Origin of the sequence: Pseudomonas nitroreducens TX1, assembly GCF_000313755.1 — a bacterium.
Taxonomy (GTDB): Bacteria; Pseudomonadota; Gammaproteobacteria; order Pseudomonadales; family Pseudomonadaceae; genus Pseudomonas; species Pseudomonas nitroreducens_A.
The window spans coordinates 95,476-114,353 of sequence record NZ_AMZB01000100.1 but is presented as its reverse complement, the minus strand read 5'-3'; the positions used below and the strand labels follow the sequence as shown (position 1 = coordinate 114,353).

Here is an 18,878-nt window from a genome sequence, read left to right as displayed (position 1 = left end):
GATCCATGAGCGACAACACGCCCTCCAGCAGCCAAGACAGCACTCCCACGCCGCCGATGACACCAACGCCGGCCCAGGCCCCGCGCCGTGGTCCGCTGATCGCCATCGGCGCGCTCGCCGCTGCGCTGGTCGCCGGCGGCCTGGCCCTGGCCTTCGGTCTGATCCCCGCCTTCCATTCGGCGCCGGTGGGCACCCTGGAAGCGCCAGCAAGCCCGGAAGTGGTTCGTGACCTCAAGCGCCCGGACGCGCTGATCGAGAGCGCCTCCCTCAGCCAACTGCCCAAGGCCGTGCTGGAAGTGCCGTTGCTGCGCGACGTGCTCACCGAGGACTTCGTCTTCTACTACGAGAACAATGCCGACCGCCTGGGCCTGACCGGTACGCTGCGACGCATCGTCTACGAGCACGACCTGACCCTGAAGGACAGCGTCATCGAGGAACTGCTCGACCAGCCGTCTCAGGTTGCCCTGTGGCGCGGCGCCGATGGACGTCTGCGCGACTTCATGGTGGTGCTCAAGCGCGGCGGCCTGGCCAAGGTACTGGAGCCCGTGGCGAAGGTCGCGGCCGATGACACCCAGCTCAAGAAGGTCGCGGACATCCAGGTGAAAGGCAGCGCCACTCCGGTCTACAGCCTGCGCTACGGCGCGGAGAAGACCCTACTGTTCGTCTCCCGTGGCGATCAGATGCTGGTCCTGTCGAACCCGAAGATGCTCTTCCCCCATCCGGACTACGACAATCTGGGCGAGCCCGATGCCGCCATCGCCAAGGATCTGGGCGCCGCGCTGGAAGGCGAGCCGCTGTTCGCCAAGGACTTCTCCCTGGAGCCGCGCGGCGAGCTGAAGCAGCGCATCACCCTGGGCGCCGGTGTGCTCGCCATGGGCTACCAGCGCTTCATTCCAACATTCGCCGGCGTGCGCTTCGAGCAGGGAAAGGATGGCTGGCGCAGCTACCTGGCGCTCAATGAAGTCGCCCGTCAGCCGGACCTGGACTTCACCCCGGTCTGGCAGGCCATGCCCATGGGCGCCAGCGCCTGCGTGGCGCTGCCGGTCACCCCGGGGCTGTACGACGACATGCTGGTGAAGCTGGGCGCCGAGCAGAAGATGGCCGCCGCCTTCTCCGAACACCTGTCCGGTGCTGCGGGTCTGTGCTGGTACCCGGATTCGCGCCTGCATTCGCCGCTGCTCGCGGTGAAGCTCGATGCCCCCGCCAGCCCCGAACTGGACGACCAGTTGGGCAAGCTGTTCGGCAGCGTGATCGGCGCCTACGAGGCCAACGTGGAGCGTGGGGCCTTCGAGGTGGAAAGCCGCGCCGAAGGGGAAGGCCACCTGTGGCAGCGCCAGGTCAGCTCGCGCTTCGGCCAGTACCCGGCCAGCGAAGCGGAGAACCCCGACCAGGTCAGTGGCAACGGTTTCTTCCGCGTCAGCCTGCTGCGCGATGGCAATACCCTGTTGTTCTCCATCGACGACAAGCTGCTCGACAAGGCCCGCAACACCCTGGCCAAGCGCTTCCCGCCGCTGGCCGACGTATTGCCGAAAGACGCCCTGGTGCCCGCTTACCTCGCGCCCAAGACGCTCTCCGAATTGCTCCAGCGCGAAACCCTCGACAGCCTGCCGCAGGATATCGAACCGGTGTTTCGCAACGCCGCCGACACGCTGCTCCTGCCGCGCCTGAAAACCCTCGCCGGCAACGGCTCCTACGCCCTGACGCTGCCGGCCGGCAGCGAGCCCGGCGGCGAATGGGAGTGGCTGCCGCTGGATTGGAAGGCGCTGTGATTCGAAAGCCACTGATGCTGCTCGCAGGTCTGCTGGTCGCCACCCTGGCGCAGGCAGCCGAGCCGGCGCTGGATGCGCAGCAGACCCAGGTGTTCCGTGCCTGGTTCGTGCGCATTGCCGAGGAGCAGCTGCGTCGCGGCCCGAATCCGCGCTGGTACCAGCAGGACTGCGCGGGCCTGGTGCGCTTCGCCGCCAACGAGGCCCTGAAGGTGCACGACGCCAAGTGGCTGCGCGCCAACGGCATGTCCAACCGCTACCTGCCGCCGGAGCTGGAGCTCACCGACGCGCAGCGCAACCTCGCGCAGACCTGGCAGCAGGGCGGCGGCAAGACCGGCCCCTACGTCAACGCGATCAAACTCATTCAATACAACAGCCAGTTCGTCGGCCGCGACCTCAACCAGGCGCGGCCGGGCGACCTGATGTTCTTCGACCAGGGCGATGACCAGCATCTGATGATCTGGATGGGCCGCGACATCGCTTATCACACCGGCACTCGTACGGCGACCGACAACGGCATGCGCTCGGTCAGCCTGCAACAACTCATGACATGGAAGGACACCCGATGGATACCCGACGAATCCAATCCCAACTTTATCGGCGTCTATCGCTTGTCCTTCCTGACCCGATGAATGCGCTGCGCGGCATTGCCGCTGCCCTGGCCTGTGCCGGCCTGTTCGCCGCCGCGCCCGTGATCGTGCAGGCGGACGACGATGTCCCGGCAAGTGGCTACTCGCCCATGGCCGGCGAGTCGTTCTTCCTGCTCGCCGACTCGAGCTTCGCTTCGGACGAAGTGGCCAAGGTGCGCCTGGAGGCGCCGGGCCGCGATTACCGTCGCTACCGCATGGAGCCCTACGGCGGCGCGGATATTCGTGTCTACCGCATCGACAAGCCGCTGGACTTCCTCAAGCGCCAGAAGAACCTGCACCGCGTGCTGTCCGAAGGACAGTTCAAGGGCGAGGGGCTGTCCAACACCCTGGCCTACCTGTGGGACAACTGGTACCGCAAGTCGCGTCGGGTGATGCAGCGGACCTTCTCCTACGAGTCGCGCCAGCAGGTCACCGAAGTGGTACCCGAGCTGAAGATGGGCAACGCCATCGCCGCGCCGACGCCCTACGACGCGCAGCCGCAGTACGCGCCGATTCCCGGCCTGCCGATGGTCAGTCAGTTCCGCTACCCGCTGTGGGACGCCAAGCCGATCCAGCCGCCGAAGGAAGTCACCCTCGCCGGCTCCTCCAGCGAATTCATCAACGTCGCCCCGGGCAACGTCTATGTGCCGCTGGGCAAGCTGAAGCCCGGCCTCTACCTGGTCGAAGCGCTGGTAGGCAAATACCGCGCGACCACCGTGGTGTTCGTCTCCAACAGCGTCGCGGTGAGCAAGATCGCCGGCAACGAGCTGCTGGTGTGGACCGCGCGCAAGCATGAAGGTACGCCGGTGGGCGGCGCCAAGGTGCTGTGGACCGACGGCCTGGGCGTGATGAGCAGCGGCAGCAGCGATGCCGACGGCCTGCTGCGCTTGCAACACGTCAGCCCCGAGCGTTCCTTCGTGATTGGTGAGGACGAGGAGGGCGGTGTCTTCGTTTCCGAGAACTTCTATTACGACAGCGAAATCTATGACACCAAGCTCTACGCCTTCACCGACCGCCCGCTGTACCGTCCGGGCGACTGGGTGTCGCTGAAGATCGTCGGCCGCGAGTTCAAGAACTCCCGCGAATCGCAGTCGCCGCAGAGCGCGCCGCTGCGCCTGTCGGTGATCGACGCCGCCGGCACCACGCTGCAGACGCTGGACCTCAAGTACGACGCCAAGAGCGGCACCCACGGTCGCTTCCAACTGCCCGCCAACGCCGTCGCCGGCGGCTACGAGCTGCGCTTCGACTATCGCGACCAGACCTATAGCAGCGCCTTCCGCGTCGCCGAGTACATCAAGCCGCACTTCGAGATTTCCCTCGACCTCGCCAAGCCGGACTTCAAGACCGGCGAGCCGGTGAAGGGCAACCTGATCCTCCTCTACCCGGACGGCAAGCCGGTAGCCAACGCGCGCCTGGAGCTGAGCCTGCGTGCGCAACAGCTGTCCATGGTGGACAACGAACTGCAGTACCTGGGCCAGTTCCCCGTGGAACTGGCCAGCGCGCAGATCACCACCGACGACCAGGGCCGCGCTGCGCTGGAGCTGCCGGCGGCGGAGAAACCCAGCCGCTACATGCTCACCGTGTTCGCCAGCGATGGCGCCGCGTACCGGGTGAAGACCAGCAAGGAAATCCTCATCGAGCGCGGCGCTGCACGTTATCGCGTGAGCGCGCCGCAGCGCTTCAGCGCCGCCGGCGACAAGGTCGAATTCAGCTACGCCGCCGAGCAGCAGACGCCGATTCAGCCGACCGCCTATCGCTGGCTGCGCCTGGAAGACCGCAGCAGCGGCGACGGCGCGGTGGCCGACGGCACGTTCGCCATCACCTTCGACAAGCCCGGTACCTACAGCGTCGAGCTGCGCGACAAGGCCGGCCAGCTGCTCGGCGGCACCGGCCACTCGGTCAGCGGCGACGGCGTGAAGGCCGTGCCGGGCACGGTGGAAATCGTCCTCGACAAGCCTGAGTACAAGGCCGGCGAGGAAGCCCTGGCGCTGATTACCTTCCCCGAGCCGGTGGACGACGCGTTGCTGTCGCTGGAGCGCGACAAGGTCGAGGCCACCGCGCTGCTGTCCAAGGGAGGCGACTGGCTGAAGCTGGAGAAGCTCAACCCGACCCAGTACCGCGCGCGCATTCCGGTGAAACCGGACTTCTCGCCGAACCTGACCTTCTCTGTGCTCTACACCCGCAGCGGCGACTACAGCTTCCAGAACGCCGGCATCAAGGTTGCCGTGCCGCAGGTGGACATCGCCATCAGCACCGACAAGGAGCGCTACGAGCCGGGCGAGACGGTCACCGTCAACCTCGACACCCGCTACGCCGGCAAGCCGGTGTCCAGCCACCTCACCGTGAGTGTGGTGGACGAGATGATCTACGCGCTGCAGCCGGAAATCGCCCCGGGCATCGACCAGTTCTTCTACCACCCGCGCCGCAACAACGTGCGCACCAGCGCGAGCCTCGCGTTCATCAGCTACGACGTGGCATTGCCCGGCACGCCCAGCGCGCCCGGTCGTGCCAACCGCAGCGAGCGTGGCGTGAAGGTGCTGGAGCGCCCGCGCCGCGAGGAAGTCGACACCGCCGCCTGGGAGCCGGAGCTGGTCACCGATGCCAACGGCAAGGCCCAGTTCAAGTTCCGCATGCCCGACTCCCTGACCCGCTGGCGTATCACCGCCCGCGCCATGGATGACGAAGGCCAGGTCGGCCAGAAGAAGCAGTTCATCCGCTCCGAGAAGCCGCTGTACCTGAAGTGGAGCGGGCCGAAACGCTTCCGCAGTGGCGACGCGCCGGACCTCGGCCTGTTCGTCTTCAACCAGGGCGAGCAGGACACCAAGGCCGAACTGCTGATCCGCGCCAATGGTGCTGAGAAGACCCAGGCGCTGGAGCTCAAGCGCGGCGTCAACTACATCGCCCTGCCGCAGCAACCGCTGAGCGATGGCGACTGGAGCGTTGAGCTGCGCCAGGACGGCCAGGTGCGTGACAGCCTCGGCGTGCACTTCAGCCTGGTGGCCGACAGCTGGCAGGTGCTGCAGTCCAGGCCGCTGCAGGTGAACGCGCAGAACACCCCGCTGCAACTGCCGGCAGATGCCCGCGACGTGACCCTGCGCCTGGACGACAGCGCCCAGGCCCTGCTGCGCGGCAACCTCGATTCGCTGCTCGATTATCCATGGGGCGGAGTCGAGCAGACCGCCAGCCAGTTGCTGCCGCTGAGTATCGCCTATCCGATGCTGGCCAATGGCGAGCCGCGTGTGCGCGACCGCCTGCGCCTGATCATGCAGACCAGCCGCCTGCGCCTGGTGCAGATGGCCGGCCCGGATGCCTACTTCACCTGGTGGGGCGGCGAAGACAACGACGCCTTCCTCACCGCCTACGCCTATTACGCCGACTGGCACGCCAGCCGCGCGCTGGAAATCCAGCTGCCGCCGGACCACTGGCAGCGCGTGCTGGAACTGTATTCCGCGCGCGCCAGCGCCACGCCGCTGCTGCAGCGCGCGCTGATCCTGGCCTTCGCCCGCGACATGCAGCTGCCGGTACAGACCCTGGTCAGCGGCCTGCTCACCGACCTTGAGAACGCCGGCAACGGCGAGGCGGCGAAATCCGTGAACGACTTCGACAGCGACGAAAGCCTGGTCATGGGTCAGCCGGACTCCGAGCTGGGTCTGGCCGTTGCCCGTGTACTGACGGCCAGTCTGGCCGAGCAGAGCAAGGTCGCGCTGCCGAAAGGTTTCGCCAGGCAACTGGACGCCGCGCGCCTGAAGGTCAACACCAGCGACCAGCCCTTTGCCCGCGCCGTACAGCTGTACAGCGGCCCGGTGGACGCCAACCGCGCCCGCGAGCTGCTGCTCAGCCTGGCGCCGCAGCAGTCCACCGTCGAACGCGCCCTGGCGCTGACCTGGATGCAACGCGCCGTGGCCGATGCCCCGGCTGCCGAGCTGCCCAAGCCGGCGGCGGACTGGAAGGAGCGCCACAGCACCACCGGCGACGCCTTCTGGCAATGGCAGGGCAAGGACGTGCCCGCGCAGTTGGACCTGAGCGCCGCGCCTTCGCGTCCGCTCAACGCTTCGGTGACTTTCCGCAGCGCCGAAGCGCCGGCCAGCCACCTACCGGTAACCATCAAGCGCCGGTTGTTGCGCCTGGTGCCGGGCGAAGACGCATTCGCCTTCAGCGCCGAGGAACTGGGTGACAAGCCATTGTCCAGCGACGAGCTGTACTTGGACGAAGTGACGCTGACCACCGAGCAGGCGCAGGCCCTGCGCTACGGCATGCTGGAAGTGCCGCTGCCACCGGGGGCGGACGTCGAGCGCACCACCTGGGGCCTGCAGATCAGCGGTCTGGGCGGCGTCGAGGCGACCAGCCTGGAGCGCGCACGCAACGAGCCGGGTGACCTGTTCTACGGCGTGCCGGTGGACACCCTGGGTGGCGAGCTGCGCTTCCGCCATCTGGTGCGCTTCTCGCAAAAGGGCGAATTCGTCCTGCCGCCGGCGCGCTACCAGCGCCTCTATGCGCCGCAGGAGCAGGCGCTGGAGCAGCAGCCGGCCTTGGCGAAGATCAAGGTCCAGTAATCCATGCGCGCGCGCCTTGCCGGGCTGATCCTGCTGTTGCCGCTGAGCGCCTTCGCGGCGCCCGGCCTGCAAGAGCAGGCACAGCTGGCCTGGCGCACCGCGCAGGGCGACGAACTGCTGCGGCTCGGGCCGCAGCAGGTGCTCGATCGCCGGCCGTTGCCGGCCGAGCTGCATGCTCCGCTGGGCAGCCTGTGGAAGCTGTTCGTCTATGCCTGGCTCAGCGACACCGGCCAACAAGAGCCGGCCTATGAGTGCCGTGGCGAAAGCAAGGAAGAGGTCTACTGCTGTTCGACAGGGCAGAGCATCGAGCGCGACGCTGCGCTGGTGAAGTCCTGCGGCCTGTACTTCCAGCCGCAACGCCTGGGCATCGACGGTTCTGTCTGGCAGCAGTACTGGCAGGCGCGCCATGCGCCGGCCTGGGTCACCCAGCTGGACAAACTGGCACCCCAGACCGAAGTGCCGGTCACCGAACTGCTCGATCAACTGCAGCACCTGCCGGGCCAGGATCAGGCGCGCAAGGTGTTGCTCGATGTCAGCCTGGCCGCCGACGACGGACGCGCTCCCGCCGCCCTGGGTGGACGCCTGCGGGTGAAAACCTGGAGTTGGGACGAGGGTGGCGAGCGCGAAGGCGGCTTTGCCGGTTGGCTGATCGACGGCACGCCGCTCTGGGCGCGCGGACCGGGCACCAGCAAGACGGTGCTGGCCAAGTACGGTAACGCCATCGGTGCCGCGCTGCCGGCGCCCTGGCCCCGCGATCCGGGGCGCTGCGTCGAGGTTGGATTGTTCAGCCGCTATCCGCTGAAGGAGGTCTATGGCGCACGCAATCAACCCGCAGCCGAAGGCCTGCTGGCGGGCCGGCAGAGCGTGCTGTTCGCCAATGGCGTTCGACTCGAAGTGAACAGCAGCAGTGATCTTTTCCTTGAACGCGATGTGCAGGGGCCGCGCCTGACGGCCCGCCTGTCCCGCGAGGAATATGTTGCCCGCGTACTCGACCGCGAAGCTTCCGCCACACCGCCGGAAGCAGCCAAGGCGCTGGCGGTGACCATCCGCACCTATCTGTTGCAGAACGGCGCCCCGCGCGGTGATTGCCTGAGCATCGACGACAGCAGCCAGCGCCAGCGCGTGGCTCCGCGCCCCGCCAGCGAGGCGGCGCGCGGCATCGCCGCCTGGACCGCCGATCTGGTGCTGGCCGGCGGTACCGTTACTTACCATTCGGACGAGGCAGGGCAGTCGAAACTGTCCTGGCGCGACGCCCAGGACCAGGCGGCCAAGGGCCTGCGCTATGACGCGATCCTCGCCCGTGCTTTCCCGCGAACCAGTCTCAGCCGCTGGAGCAACCCGACCGCCGCCTGCCAGCCGCTGCCCGAGGCCGAGCGTTGGCTCAAGGTGCAGCGCCGCGAGTGGCGACCACGCCTGGAAGGCGAGGCGGGTTATGAAGAGTTGCAGTCCTTCGCCGTGTGCCGGCTGAGCAGTGGCCGGCCCTACGTCGACCGCGAACGCCAGCGCATCTATGTACGCGGCCTTTACTCCCAGCAGGACCGCCTCGACCTGGCTCATGAATACCTGCACCTGGCCTTCCAGGCGCACCCCAATGGACAAGACGAGGGCTACGTGGAAGACCTGGCCCGTCGCCTGATACTGGAATGATCAGCATGAAACTCGCCCACGTGCTCCGCCTGTCCCTGCTCGCCAGCCTGATCCCGCTGGGCGTGCAGGCCGCCGAATCGCCGATCAGCCTGGATACCCCTCTGGGCGGCTGGCGCTCGGGCGATGGCGACAAGGCCGACTTCCGGCAGACGGTGAACTACCCGGCGTCCTCGGTGAACTCGCGGGAGGACCAATCCGCTACCGCGCGCATCCGTGGCGAGATTCGGGGCCTGCCCAAGGACAGCAAGGAGCCGGCGCGCCTGGTGGTCAACGGTGTGGCCATGCCGATGCGGGTCGAGGGCGACGGCAGGTTCGACCGTCCGTTCGCCTTCCCGGCGGGCTCCAACAGCGTCGAAGTCGTCAGCCCGGACGGCCAGCAGCGCAAGCGCGTGCAGTTCTACCACGGTGGCGGGGGCGGAGAAGTGGCGGCCAAGCTGCGGGTCATGCTGTCCTGGGATTCGGACAATACCGACCTCGACCTGCACCTGGTGACGCCCGATGGCGGGCACGTCTGGTACGGCAACCGCTCGCTGCCCAACGGCGCGGCCCAGGATGTCGACGTCACCACCGGCTATGGCCCGGAAATCATCGCCAGCCCGACTCCGCTCAAGGGGCAGTACCTGGTCTACGTGAACTACTACGGTGGCGGCTGGAGTTCGGACGAAAGCTCCGGCGACGTGAATGCGGCCAAGCCCCTGACCACGGCGCAGGTCACCATCGTCACGGAGGAGGGCACGGTGAACGAGAAGCAGGAGTCCTTCCTGATCCCGATGCGCCAGCCGGGTGAGCTGACGCTGGTGAAGCGGTTCAGTTATCCGTAACGACAAGAGCGCTTTCGTAGGAGCGGACTCCGTCCGCGATGGCCTCCGGCGCGAGTCGAACCTTTCGCGGACAGGGTCCGCTCCTACAGGATCACGTCACGCTCGGTTTGTAGGGCACATAACGCGCCAGCGTTTTTCGCCGTCGTGGCATTAGAGCCAGAGCGCAATACGTTTTTTCGTAGGAGCGAGCTTGCTCGCGAACCGCAGCGCTTCGCACTCCCTTGTATGAGCGGGCCACGCCCGCGAACAGCGCCAACAGGCGCTGTCGGATATCAAGCCTTCTGATCCGCCTGCCACGTCTCGATCACTTCCTGCGCCGCGCGGAAGGCATCGATGGCCGCCGGGACGCCAGCGTAGACCGCGCAATGCAGGAGCGCTTCAAGAATCTCCTCCACCGTGCAGCCGTTGTTCAACGCGCCGCGCACGTGGCCTTTCAGCTCCTGCGGGCACTTGAGCGCGGTCAGCGCGGCCAGGGTGATGAGGCTGCGGGTCTTGCGCGGCAGGCCGTCGCGGTTCCACACGCCGCCCCAGGCGTGTTCGTTGACGAAGTCCTGCAGCGGCTGGGTGAACTCGGTGGCATTACCCAGGGCGCGGTCCACGAAGGCGTCGCCCATCACTTCGCGGCGAACCTGCTCGCCGGCCTTGCGATTGTCGTTGCTCACTTCTGACTCCTTCAGAGACCTTCCAGACGCACCCGGGCAGTACCGGTGCGCAGCATGTTGAGTTGTTCGGCAGCGGCTTTCGAGACATCGATGATCCGCCCGCGGCCGAATGGTCCGCGGTCGTTGATGCGCACCACGACGCTGCGGTCATTGTCGAGGTTGGTTACCCGCACCCGCGTGCCGAACGGCAGGGTGCGGTGCGCGGCGGTCAGGGCATTCTGGTTGAAGCGCTCGCCGCTGGCGGTGCGCTTGCCATGGTGCGCCTTGCCGTAATAGGACGCGGTGCCTTCGGCGCGGTAGCCGCGGCCGGAGACCTCCGTTCCGCTGTCGTAAGACGTGGTGCTACAGCCGGCCAGCAGGGCCAGGCAGCCGACGAGGGCCATGGGTCGCAGCATCGAACCTCCGGACGAAAAAACGCCGGGCAAGCCCGGCGTCGTTGAAGTGTGGGCTCAGGCTTCGAGCTTCTTCTTCAGCAGTTCGTTCACTTGTGCCGGGTTGGCCTTGCCCTTGGCGGCCTTCATGGCTTGGCCGACGAAGAAGCCGAACATCTTGCCGCGCTTGGCTTCGTCGCTGGCGCGGTACTGTTCGACCTGCTCGGCGTTGGCCGCCAGTACGTCATCCAGCAGCTTCTCGACGGCGCCGGAATCAGTGTTCTGTACCAGGTCCTTGGCCTTGATGATCTCGTCCGGCGAGCCTTCACCCTCGGCCAGGGCGGCGAACACGGTCTTGGCCGCCTTGCCGTTGATGGTGCCGTCCTTCAAGCGCAGGATCATCTGGCCCAGGTGCTCGGCGGAAACCGGCGACTGTTCGATTTCCAGGCCGTCCTTGTTGAGCAGGCTGGAAAGCTCGCCCATCACCCAGTTGGCAGCCAGCTTGGCATCGCCACAGATGGCCTGGACCTGTTCGAAGTAGTCGGCCATCTCGCGGCTGGCGGACAGCACGCTGGCGTCGTAGGCGGACAGGCCGTACTGGCTCTCGAAGCGCTCGCGCTTCTGGTCCGGCAGTTCCGGCAGGTTGGCGCGCAGGTCGTCGAGGAAGGCGCGCTCGATCACCACCGGCAACAGGTCCGGGCAGGGGAAGTAACGGTAGTCGTTGGCTTCTTCCTTGCTGCGCATGGAGCGCGTTTCGTCCTTGTTCGGGTCGTACAGGCGGGTTTCCTGCACGACCTTGCCGCCGTCCTCGATCAGCTCGATCTGGCGCTGCACTTCGTGGTTGATCGCCTTCTCGATGAAGCGGAAGGAGTTCACGTTCTTGATCTCGGCCCGGGTGCCGAACTCGGCCTGTCCCTTCGGTCGTACCGACACGTTGCAGTCGCAACGCAGCGAGCCTTCAGCCATGTTGCCGTCGCAGATGCCCAGGTAGCGCACCAGTGCGTGGATCGCCTTGACGTAGGCCACGGCTTCCTTGGCGCTGCGGATATCCGGCTCGGAAACGATTTCCAGCAGTGGGGTGCCGGCGCGGTTCAGGTCGATGCCGCTCATGCCGTGGAAGTCTTCGTGCAGGCTCTTGCCTGCGTCCTCTTCCAGGTGCGCGCGGGTGATGCCGACGCGCTTGACGGTGCCGTCTTCCAGGGTGATGTCCAGGTGCCCCTTGCCGACGATGGGGTGGTCCATCTGGCTGGTCTGGTAGCCCTTGGGCAGGTCCGGGTAGAAGTAGTTCTTGCGCGCGAACACGTTGCGCTCGGCGATCTCGGCGTTGATCGCCAGGCCGAACTGGCAGGCCATGCGCACGGCTTCCTGGTTCAGTACCGGCAGGGTGCCGGGCATGGCCAGGTCGATCAGGCTGGCCTGGGTGTTCGGCGCGGCGCCGAAGGTGGTGGCGCTACCGGAGAAGATCTTCGATTGGGTGGAGAGCTGTGCGTGGATTTCCAGCCCGATTACTGTTTCCCATTGCATATCGTAATCCTTCCTCAGAACCCGGCCGGTGCTTGTTTGTGCCAGTCGGTCGCCAGTTGGTACTGGTGCGCGACGTTGAGCAGGCGGCCTTCCTGGAAGTACGGCGCGAGCAGTTGGACACCTACCGGCAGGCCGTCGACGAAGCCCGCGGGCATGGACAGGCCCGGAATGCCGGCGAGGTTGGCGGTGATGGTGTAGATGTCTTCCAGGTACTGGGCGACCGGGTCGTTGTTCTTCTCGCCCAGTTTCCAGGCCGGGTTTGGCGTGGTCGGGCCGAGGATGACGTCGACTTCGGCGAAGGCGCTGACGAAATCATTCTTGATCAGACGACGAATCTTCTGAGCCTTCAGGTAATAAGCGTCGTAGTAACCGGCGGAAAGTGCGTAGGTACCGACCATGATGCGGCGCTTCACTTCGGCGCCGAAGCCTTCGGCGCGGGAGCGCTTGTACAGGTCCTGCAGGTCCTTCGGATTCTCGCAGCGGTAGCCGTAGCGAACGCCGTCGAAGCGCGACAGGTTGGAGCTGGCTTCTGCGGGCGCGATCACATAATAGGCAGGGATCGCGTGCTGCATGTTCGGCAGGGAGATGTCCTTGACCACCGCGCCGAGCTGCTTGAGCTGCTCGACCACCTTCATCACCGCCTCGGCGATGCGGCTGTCCAGGCCCGCGCCGAAGTACTCCTTCGGCAGGCCAATGCGCAGGCCGGTCAACGGCTTGGCCAGGGCGGCCAGGTAATCATCAACCGGCTGGTCGACGCTGGTGGAGTCCTTCGGATCGAAGCCGGCCATGGCGCCGAGCATCAGCGCGCAGTCCTCGGCAGTGCGGGCCAGCGGACCGCCCTGATCGAGGCTGGAGGCATAGGCGATCATGCCCCAGCGCGATACGCGGCCGTAGGTCGGCTTGATGCCGGTGAGGTTGGTCAGCGCGGCTGGCTGGCGGATCGAGCCGCCGGTGTCGGTGCCGGTGGCGGCCGGAATCAGGCGCGCGGCCACGGCGGCGGCGGAACCGCCGGAGGAACCGCCCGGCACGCGGGAGGTGTCCCAAGGGTTCTTCACCGGGCCGTAGTGGCTGGATTCGTTGGCCGAGCCCATGGCGAACTCGTCCATGTTCAGCTTGCCCAGGCTCACGGCGCCGGCGTCGGCCAGTCGTTCGACGACAGTCGCATCGTAGGGCGAGACGAAGGCGTCGAGGATCTTCGAGCCGCAGCTGGTGCGCACACCCTGGGTGCAGAACAGGTCCTTGTGGGCGATCGGTGCGCCCAGCAGGGCGCCGGCTTCGCCTTTGGCGCGCCGCTCGTCGGCCGCCTTGGCCTGGGCCAGCGCGCTTTCCCCGGTAACGGTGATGAAGCTGTTCAGCTGCGGGTCGAGCTGCTGGATGCGCGCGAGCAGGGCAGTGGTCAGTTCCTGGGCGGAGAATTGCTTGTCGGCGAGTCCGCGGGCGACCTCGGCGAGGGTCAATTGATGCAGCATATGTCCGTGTCCTTAGCGCTTACTCGATGACTTTCGGGACGAGGTAAAGGCCGTCTTCCACGGCCGGCGCGATGGCCTGGTAGGCTTCGCGGCGGTTCTCCTCGGTGACTTCGTCGGCGCGCAGGCGCTGCGTGGCTTCCAGCGGGTGGGCCAGGGGCTCCACGCCGTCGGTATCGACCGCCTGCATGGCGTCGATCAGGCCGAGGATGTTGTTGAGCGTGTCGGTGGTGCGCGAAATGTCAGCTTCCTCCAGGCCCAGGCGGGCGAGGTGGGCGATCTTTTCCACGTCGGAGCGTTCAAGCGCCATCGGGGTCTCCAGCTAGAGCGGCCCGGTTCGAACTGGACCTGGCCGGAAGGAATGAGGGGGCAGGGAACAGAACCCGCGGCAGACGGTCGAAGGCCGCTGGGACGGGCCTGCAGGCCCGAAAAACGAGGAATCTAGCATAAATTGGCGCCTTGCCCAAAACCCCCGTGATTGTTAGAGTTTGCCGCACTTTTTTACCCGCGCACTTTTCACCCACGCGCCACCTACGGGTTTCTTTCCAATGTTCAAAAAACTGCGTGGCATGTTTTCCAGTGATCTGTCGATCGACCTGGGCACTGCCAATACCCTTATTTATGTGCGCGAGCGCGGCATCGTCCTGAACGAACCGTCCGTGGTCGCCATTCGTAGCCATGGCAGCCAGAAGAGCGTCGTCGCGGTCGGTACCGAAGCCAAGCGCATGCTGGGCCGTACCCCGGGCAATATCGCCGCCATTCGTCCGATGAAGGACGGCGTGATCGCCGACTTCAGCGTCTGCGAGAAGATGCTGCAGTACTTCATCAACAAGGTTCACGAGAACAGCTTCCTGCAGCCCAGCCCGCGCGTGCTGATCTGCGTGCCGTGCAAGTCCACCCAGGTGGAACGCCGCGCCATCCGTGAATCGGCCCTGGGCGCTGGCGCACGCGAGGTGTACCTGATCGAAGAACCGATGGCCGCGGCCATTGGCGCCGGCCTGCCGGTGGAAGAGGCGCGTGGTTCCATGGTCGTCGACATCGGCGGCGGCACCACCGAGATCGCCCTGATCTCCCTCAACGGCGTGGTCTACGCCGAGTCCGTCCGCGTCGGCGGCGACCGCTTCGACGAAGCCATCGTCACCTACGTGCGCCGCAACTACGGCAGCCTGATCGGCGAATCCACCGCCGAGCGCATCAAGCAGGAAATCGGCACCGCCTTCCCGGGCGGCGAAGTCCGCGAAGTCGACGTTCGTGGCCGTAACCTGGCCGAAGGCGTACCGCGCAGCTTCACCCTGAACTCCAACGAAGTGCTCGAAGCGCTGCAGGAATCCCTGGCGACCATCGTCCAGGCGGTCAAGAGCGCACTGGAGCAGTCCCCGCCGGAGCTGGCGTCCGACATCGCCGAGCGCGGCCTGGTGCTGACCGGTGGTGGCGCGCTGCTGCGCGACCTGGACAAGCTGCTGGCGCAGGAAACCGGCCTGCCGGTGATCGTCGCCGAAGACCCGCTGACCTGCGTCGCCCGTGGCGGCGGCAAGGCGCTGGAAATGATGGACCGTCATTCGATGGACCTGCTTTCCACCGAATAAGGTGGGGAGTCCTGTAGAGGTCGGTTGACGTTTCGCCCTGGCGGGTGAAACTTCAACCGACTTTGCACAGCTAGGAGCCGGTCATCAAACCGATATTCTCCAAAGGGCCCTCGCTGGGCGCGCGCCTGTTGGTGCTCGCCGTCCTGTCGGTCGCCTTGATGGTGGTCGATGCCCGCTTTGATTACCTGAAACCGGTACGCAGCCAGTTGGGCCTCGTGCTGAGTCCCTTCTATGGCATCGCCGACTTCCCCGTTCGCGCCTGGGAAGGGGTGCGCGACCAGTTCACCAGCCGCAGCGAGCTGCTGGCCGAGAACGAGCGCCTGAAGGCCGAGCAGTTGCTGATGCAGCGTCGCCTGCAGAAGCTGGCCACCCTCACCGAACAGAACGTGCGCCTGCGCGAGTTGCTCAACTCCTCAGCCCTGGTCGACGACAAGGTGCTGGTGGGCGAGCTGATCGGGGTCGACCCGAACCCCTTCACCCAGCGCATCCTGATCGACAAGGGCGAGAAGGATGGCGTGTTCCAGGGGCAGCCGGTGCTCGACGCCAGCGGCCTGATGGGACAGGTGGTCGAGGTGATGCCGTACACCGCGCGCGTGCTGCTGCTGACCGATACCACCCACAGCATTCCGGTGCAGGTGAACCGCAATGGCCTGCGCGCCATCGCCGTGGGCACCGGTAACCCGGAACGCCTGGAACTGCGCTACGTGGCCGATACCGCTGACATCAAGGAAGGCGACCTGCTGGTCAGCTCCGGCCTTGGCCAGCGCTTCCCGGCCGGTTATCCGGTGGCGGTGGTAAAGGAAGTGCAGCACGATACCGGCGGGCCCTTTGCCACCATCCGCGCCGTGCCGACCGCCAAGATGAACCGCAGCCGCTACGTGTTGCTGGTCTTCAGCGACAGCCGTACCCCCGAGCAGCGTGCCACCGATGCCGCCGAGGCCCAGGCCGAGGCCGACCGCAAGGCCGCCGAGTCAGGCACGCCGGCGTTGCCTGCACCGGGCGCTCCGGCAGCCCAGCCGCATGATGGTGCGCAGTCGGCTGCTCCTGCTGCTCCCGCCGCGCAGCCTGTCCATCCGGCCGCTACCAATGGCGCGGCCCCTGCCGCGCCTACCGGTGCGCCAGCATCGCACCCGGATGCAAGGACCCGTCACTGATGGCGGCGCAGGGCTCGAACAACGGCTGGGCGATCTGGCTTACCCTGCTCGCAGCGTTGCTGCTATCGGTGGCGCCGATGCCAAGCTTCATGGAGATCGGCCGCCCGCTGTGGCTGGCAATGTTCCTGACGTACTGGGTGCTCTACCTGCCACACAAGGTTGGCATGCTCACCGCCTGGGTATTCGGCGTCGCTGAAGACGTGCTCTACGGCAGCCTGCTGGGGCAGAACGCCCTGATCCTCAGCCTGATCATCTGCCTGGTGCTGTCGCTGCACCAGCGCCTGCGCATGTTCCCCATCTGGCAGCAATGCCTGGTGTTGCTGGTGGTGTTCGGTCTCGCCCAACTGGTCCAGCTGTGGATCAGTGCCCTGACCGGCAACCGCCCGCCGACCCTGGTGTTCCTCCTGCCGGCACTGATCAGCGCCTTGCTCTGGCCCTGGGTCTACACGCTGCTGCGGGCCCTGCGGCTGCGCCTGAACATCAACTGATCGCCCCCGCTGCGGGGGAATCGCCGGGCCCGCAGTGCGCGGATCCGCATCGGAGTCTCTATGGCCCAGCTGTACCTCGCTTCCAGTTCGCCGCGCCGCCGCGAGCTGCTTACCCAGATCGGCCTGCCGTTCCACATAGTGCCCGCGTCCATCGATGAAACGCCGGAGTCCGGCGAGTCCGCGCAGGCCTATGTCGAGCGCCTGGCGCGCGGCAAGGCGCTGGCCGGGCTGAACTTCCTCGCGCAGCGTGCCGACGTCTGTGTGCTCGGCGCCGATACCGCCGTGGTGCTGGATGGCCGCATCCTTGGCAAGCCCGTGGACCGCGAAGATGCCCTGGTCATGCTGCAGGCGCTGTCCGGCCGCGAACACGAAGTGTTGACCGCTGTGGCGGTGGCCGACCGGGATCGTTGCGAGGCGCGCGTGGTCAGCAGCCGAGTGACTTTCCGCGAGGTGTCCGTCGAGGACGCCGAGCGCTACTGGGAAACCGGCGAACCGCAGGATAAGGCCGGTGGCTATGCTATCCAGGGGCTCGCGGCGGTCTTCGTCAGCCGCGTCGAGGGCAGCTACAGCGCCGTGGTCGGCCTGCCTCTTTGCGAAACCTCTGCATTGCTGGCTGACTTCTCCATTCCTAGCTGGCAGTCTTGATCGGAAAGTAGCGCTGGCAAGACTCCGGGCGCGATAAGGAAGGGCGCATGAGCGAAGAGATCCTGATCAATATCACGCCGATGGAATCGCGCGTGGCGGTGGTGGAGAACGGCGTCCTGCAGGAGGTCCACGTCGAGCGCACCCTGCGCCGCGGGATAGTCGGCAATATCTACAAGGGCAAGGTCGTGCGCGTGCTTCCCGGCATGCAGGCGGCTTTCGTCGATGTTGGCCTCGAGCGTGCGGCCTTCATCCATGCCGCGGAGATTTCCACCCGCGAGGGCAGCGCCGTGGAGAGCATCGGTGCGCTGGTCCACGAAGGGCAGAGCCTGGTGGTTCAGGTCACCAAGGACCCCATCGGCACCAAGGGCGCGCGCCTTACCACGCACCTGTCGATTCCCTCGCGCTACCTGGTCTACATGCCACGCACCAGCCATGTCGGCATTTCCCTGAAGATCGAGGATGAACACGAGCGCGAGCGCCTCAAGCAGGTGGTCGCCAAATGCGTCGAGGCCGAAGGCATCGTCGAGCGCGGCGGATTCATCCTGCGTACGGCGGCCGAGGGCGCCGGCGAGGACGAGATCCTCGCCGATATCCGCTACCTGCGCCGTTTATGGGATCAGATCGACGCGCAGATCCAGACCGTCGGTGCGCCGACGATGATCTACGAAGACCTCTCCCTGGCCCTGCGCACCCTGCGCGACCTGGTGAACCCGCGTATCGAGAAGATCCGCGTCGATTCCCGGGAGAACTTCCAGAAGATCACGCAGTTCGTCGACGAACTGATGCCGGAAATCGCCGACCGCCTGGAGCACTACCCGGGTGAGCGGCCGATCTTCGATCTCTACGGCGTCGAGGACGAGGTGCAGAAGGCGCTGGAGCGCAAGGTGCTGCTCAAGTCCGGCGGCTACCTGATCATCGACCCGACCGAGGCGATGACCACCATCGACGTGAACACCGGCGCCTTCGTCGGTCACCGCAACCTCGAAGAGACCATTTTCAAGACCAACCTCGAGGCGGCCACCGCCATCGCTCGCCAACTGCGCCTGCGCAACCTGGGCGGGATCATCATCATCGACTTCATCGACATGGAAGACGAAGAGCACCGCCGACAGGTCCTGCGGACCCTGGAGAAGCAGCTCGAACGCGACCATGCCAAGACCAACATCATCGGCATCACCGAGCTGGGCCTGGTGCAGATGACCCGCAAGCGCACCCGCGAAAGCCTGGTCCAGGTGCTCTGCGAGCCCTGCCCGAGCTGCCAGGGGCGCGGCATGCTGAAGACACCCGAGACCATCTGCTACGAAATATTCCGCGAAATCCTCCGCGAGGCGCGCGCCTACCAGGCCGATTCCTACCTGGTGCTGGCCAACCAGAAGGTCGTTGATCGCCTGCTCGACGAGGAGTCGGGCAACGTCGCCGATCTGGAGCTGTTCATCGGCCGCCCCATCAAGTTCCAGGTCGAGGCCATGTATTCCCAGGAGCAGTACGACGTGGTCCTGCTTTGAGTCGCGGGTCGCACAACGTGGAATTCCGGCAGGAGGCCGCTGTGCAATGGGGTTTTTCGGA

The 18,878-nt window shown here is 66.2% G+C and carries 15 protein-coding genes; 10 read left to right on the top strand and 5 right to left on the bottom strand.

All coding sequences use genetic code 11. The annotated features are described in order from the left end of the window. The first annotated feature begins 5 nt into the window (after window positions 1-5). The 5 genes from C167_RS0110195 to C167_RS0110175 are packed head-to-tail and all read left to right on the top strand — an operon-like array spanning window position 6 to window position 9,416. Window positions 6-1,769 (top strand): DUF2138 domain-containing protein, encoded by a 1,764-nt coding sequence (locus C167_RS0110195; protein ID WP_017518174.1) that lies wholly within the window; start codon window positions 6-8, stop codon window positions 1,767-1,769. Between the two features lie 14 nt (window positions 1,770-1,783). After that, window positions 1,784-2,398, top strand: a complete 615-nt coding sequence (locus C167_RS0110190; protein ID WP_017518173.1) for a DUF1175 domain-containing protein — start codon at window positions 1,784-1,786, stop codon at window positions 2,396-2,398. Continuing rightward, window positions 2,395-6,948 carry an alpha-2-macroglobulin family protein gene (locus C167_RS32385; RefSeq protein WP_017518172.1) on the top strand — a complete coding sequence of 1,518 codons (4,554 nt, stop codon included), beginning with the start codon at window positions 2,395-2,397 and terminating at the stop codon, window positions 6,946-6,948. Before C167_RS0110190 ends, C167_RS32385 begins: the two co-directional genes overlap by 4 nt. 3 nt (window positions 6,949-6,951) lie before the next feature. Next, window positions 6,952-8,595, top strand: a complete 1,644-nt coding sequence (locus tag C167_RS0110180; protein WP_017518171.1) for a DUF2300 domain-containing protein — start codon at window positions 6,952-6,954, stop codon at window positions 8,593-8,595. A 5-nt stretch (window positions 8,596-8,600) separates the two neighbouring features. After that, window positions 8,601-9,416: a YfaP family protein gene (locus C167_RS0110175; protein ID WP_026078941.1), complete on the top strand. Its 816-nt coding sequence runs from the start codon at window positions 8,601-8,603 to the stop codon at window positions 9,414-9,416. Between the two features lie 272 nt (window positions 9,417-9,688). On the opposite strand, the gene C167_RS0110170 is transcribed toward C167_RS0110175, so the two are convergent. From C167_RS0110170 to gatC, 5 genes are read right to left on the bottom strand one after another with little or no spacing between them, the layout of a single operon-like run. Then, window positions 9,689-10,030: a carboxymuconolactone decarboxylase family protein gene (locus C167_RS0110170; RefSeq protein ID WP_051167956.1), complete on the bottom strand. Its 342-nt coding sequence runs from the start codon at window positions 10,028-10,030 to the stop codon at window positions 9,689-9,691. A gap of 59 nt (window positions 10,031-10,089) precedes the next feature. Continuing rightward, on the bottom strand, window positions 10,090-10,473 hold the full coding sequence (locus C167_RS0110165; RefSeq protein ID WP_017518168.1) for a septal ring lytic transglycosylase RlpA family protein: 384 nt from the start codon (window positions 10,471-10,473) through the stop codon (window positions 10,090-10,092). Between the two features lie 54 nt (window positions 10,474-10,527). Then, window positions 10,528-11,973: an Asp-tRNA(Asn)/Glu-tRNA(Gln) amidotransferase subunit GatB gene (gene gatB / locus C167_RS0110160; protein ID WP_017518167.1), complete on the bottom strand. Its 1,446-nt coding sequence runs from the start codon at window positions 11,971-11,973 to the stop codon at window positions 10,528-10,530. Window positions 11,974-11,987: 14 nt separating this feature from the next. Continuing rightward, window positions 11,988-13,442 (bottom strand): Asp-tRNA(Asn)/Glu-tRNA(Gln) amidotransferase subunit GatA, encoded by a 1,455-nt coding sequence (gene gatA / locus C167_RS0110155; protein ID WP_017518166.1) that lies wholly within the window; start codon window positions 13,440-13,442, stop codon window positions 11,988-11,990. A gap of 19 nt (window positions 13,443-13,461) precedes the next feature. After that, window positions 13,462-13,749 carry an Asp-tRNA(Asn)/Glu-tRNA(Gln) amidotransferase subunit GatC gene (gatC, locus tag C167_RS0110150; RefSeq protein WP_017518165.1) on the bottom strand — a complete coding sequence of 96 codons (288 nt, stop codon included), beginning with the start codon at window positions 13,747-13,749 and terminating at the stop codon, window positions 13,462-13,464. A 238-nt stretch (window positions 13,750-13,987) separates the two neighbouring features. On the opposite strand from gatC, the gene mreB reads away from it, so the two are divergent. The 5 genes from mreB (at window position 13,988) to rng (ending at window position 18,817) form a co-directional block, all read left to right on the top strand. Then, window positions 13,988-15,025, top strand: coding sequence for a rod shape-determining protein MreB (mreB, locus tag C167_RS0110145; protein WP_017518164.1), 1,038 nt, complete (start codon window positions 13,988-13,990; stop codon window positions 15,023-15,025). A 131-nt stretch (window positions 15,026-15,156) separates the two neighbouring features. Then, on the top strand, window positions 15,157-16,179 hold the full coding sequence (mreC, locus tag C167_RS0110140; protein ID WP_235154307.1) for a rod shape-determining protein MreC: 1,023 nt from the start codon (window positions 15,157-15,159) through the stop codon (window positions 16,177-16,179). Next, window positions 16,179-16,667 (top strand): rod shape-determining protein MreD, encoded by a 489-nt coding sequence (gene mreD, locus C167_RS0110135; protein ID WP_017518162.1) that lies wholly within the window; start codon window positions 16,179-16,181, stop codon window positions 16,665-16,667. The genes mreC and mreD overlap by 1 nt, the downstream gene beginning before the upstream one ends. Before the next feature lie 60 nt (window positions 16,668-16,727). Further along, entirely contained in the window at window positions 16,728-17,312 is a 585-nt protein-coding gene (locus C167_RS0110130; RefSeq protein ID WP_017518161.1) for a Maf family protein, read from the top strand. Between the two features lie 47 nt (window positions 17,313-17,359). Then, a complete protein-coding gene (rng, locus tag C167_RS0110125; RefSeq protein WP_017518160.1) occupies window positions 17,360-18,817 on the top strand; it encodes a ribonuclease G in 1,458 nt (485 codons plus the stop codon). Window positions 18,818-18,878 lie beyond the last annotated feature (61 nt).

Coding starts and splice junctions, on each gene's coding strand:
- C167_RS0110195 (WP_017518174.1), top strand. CDS start 6: ATGAGCGACAACACGCCCTCCAGCAGCCAAGACAGCACTCCCACGCCG.
- C167_RS0110190 (WP_017518173.1), top strand. CDS start 1,784: ATGCTGCTCGCAGGTCTGCTGGTCGCCACCCTGGCGCAGGCAGCCGAG.
- C167_RS32385 (WP_017518172.1), top strand. CDS start 2,395: ATGAATGCGCTGCGCGGCATTGCCGCTGCCCTGGCCTGTGCCGGCCTG.
- C167_RS0110180 (WP_017518171.1), top strand. CDS start 6,952: ATGCGCGCGCGCCTTGCCGGGCTGATCCTGCTGTTGCCGCTGAGCGCC.
- C167_RS0110175 (WP_026078941.1), top strand. CDS start 8,601: ATGAAACTCGCCCACGTGCTCCGCCTGTCCCTGCTCGCCAGCCTGATC.
- C167_RS0110170 (WP_051167956.1), bottom strand. CDS start 10,030: ATGGGCGACGCCTTCGTGGACCGCGCCCTGGGTAATGCCACCGAGTTC.
- C167_RS0110165 (WP_017518168.1), bottom strand. CDS start 10,473: ATGCTGCGACCCATGGCCCTCGTCGGCTGCCTGGCCCTGCTGGCCGGC.
- gatB (WP_017518167.1), bottom strand. CDS start 11,973: ATGCAATGGGAAACAGTAATCGGGCTGGAAATCCACGCACAGCTCTCC.
- gatA (WP_017518166.1), bottom strand. CDS start 13,442: ATGCTGCATCAATTGACCCTCGCCGAGGTCGCCCGCGGACTCGCCGAC.
- gatC (WP_017518165.1), bottom strand. CDS start 13,749: ATGGCGCTTGAACGCTCCGACGTGGAAAAGATCGCCCACCTCGCCCGC.
- mreB (WP_017518164.1), top strand. CDS start 13,988: ATGTTCAAAAAACTGCGTGGCATGTTTTCCAGTGATCTGTCGATCGAC.
- mreD (WP_017518162.1), top strand. CDS start 16,179: ATGGCGGCGCAGGGCTCGAACAACGGCTGGGCGATCTGGCTTACCCTG.
- C167_RS0110130 (WP_017518161.1), top strand. CDS start 16,728: ATGGCCCAGCTGTACCTCGCTTCCAGTTCGCCGCGCCGCCGCGAGCTG.
- rng (WP_017518160.1), top strand. CDS start 17,360: ATGAGCGAAGAGATCCTGATCAATATCACGCCGATGGAATCGCGCGTG.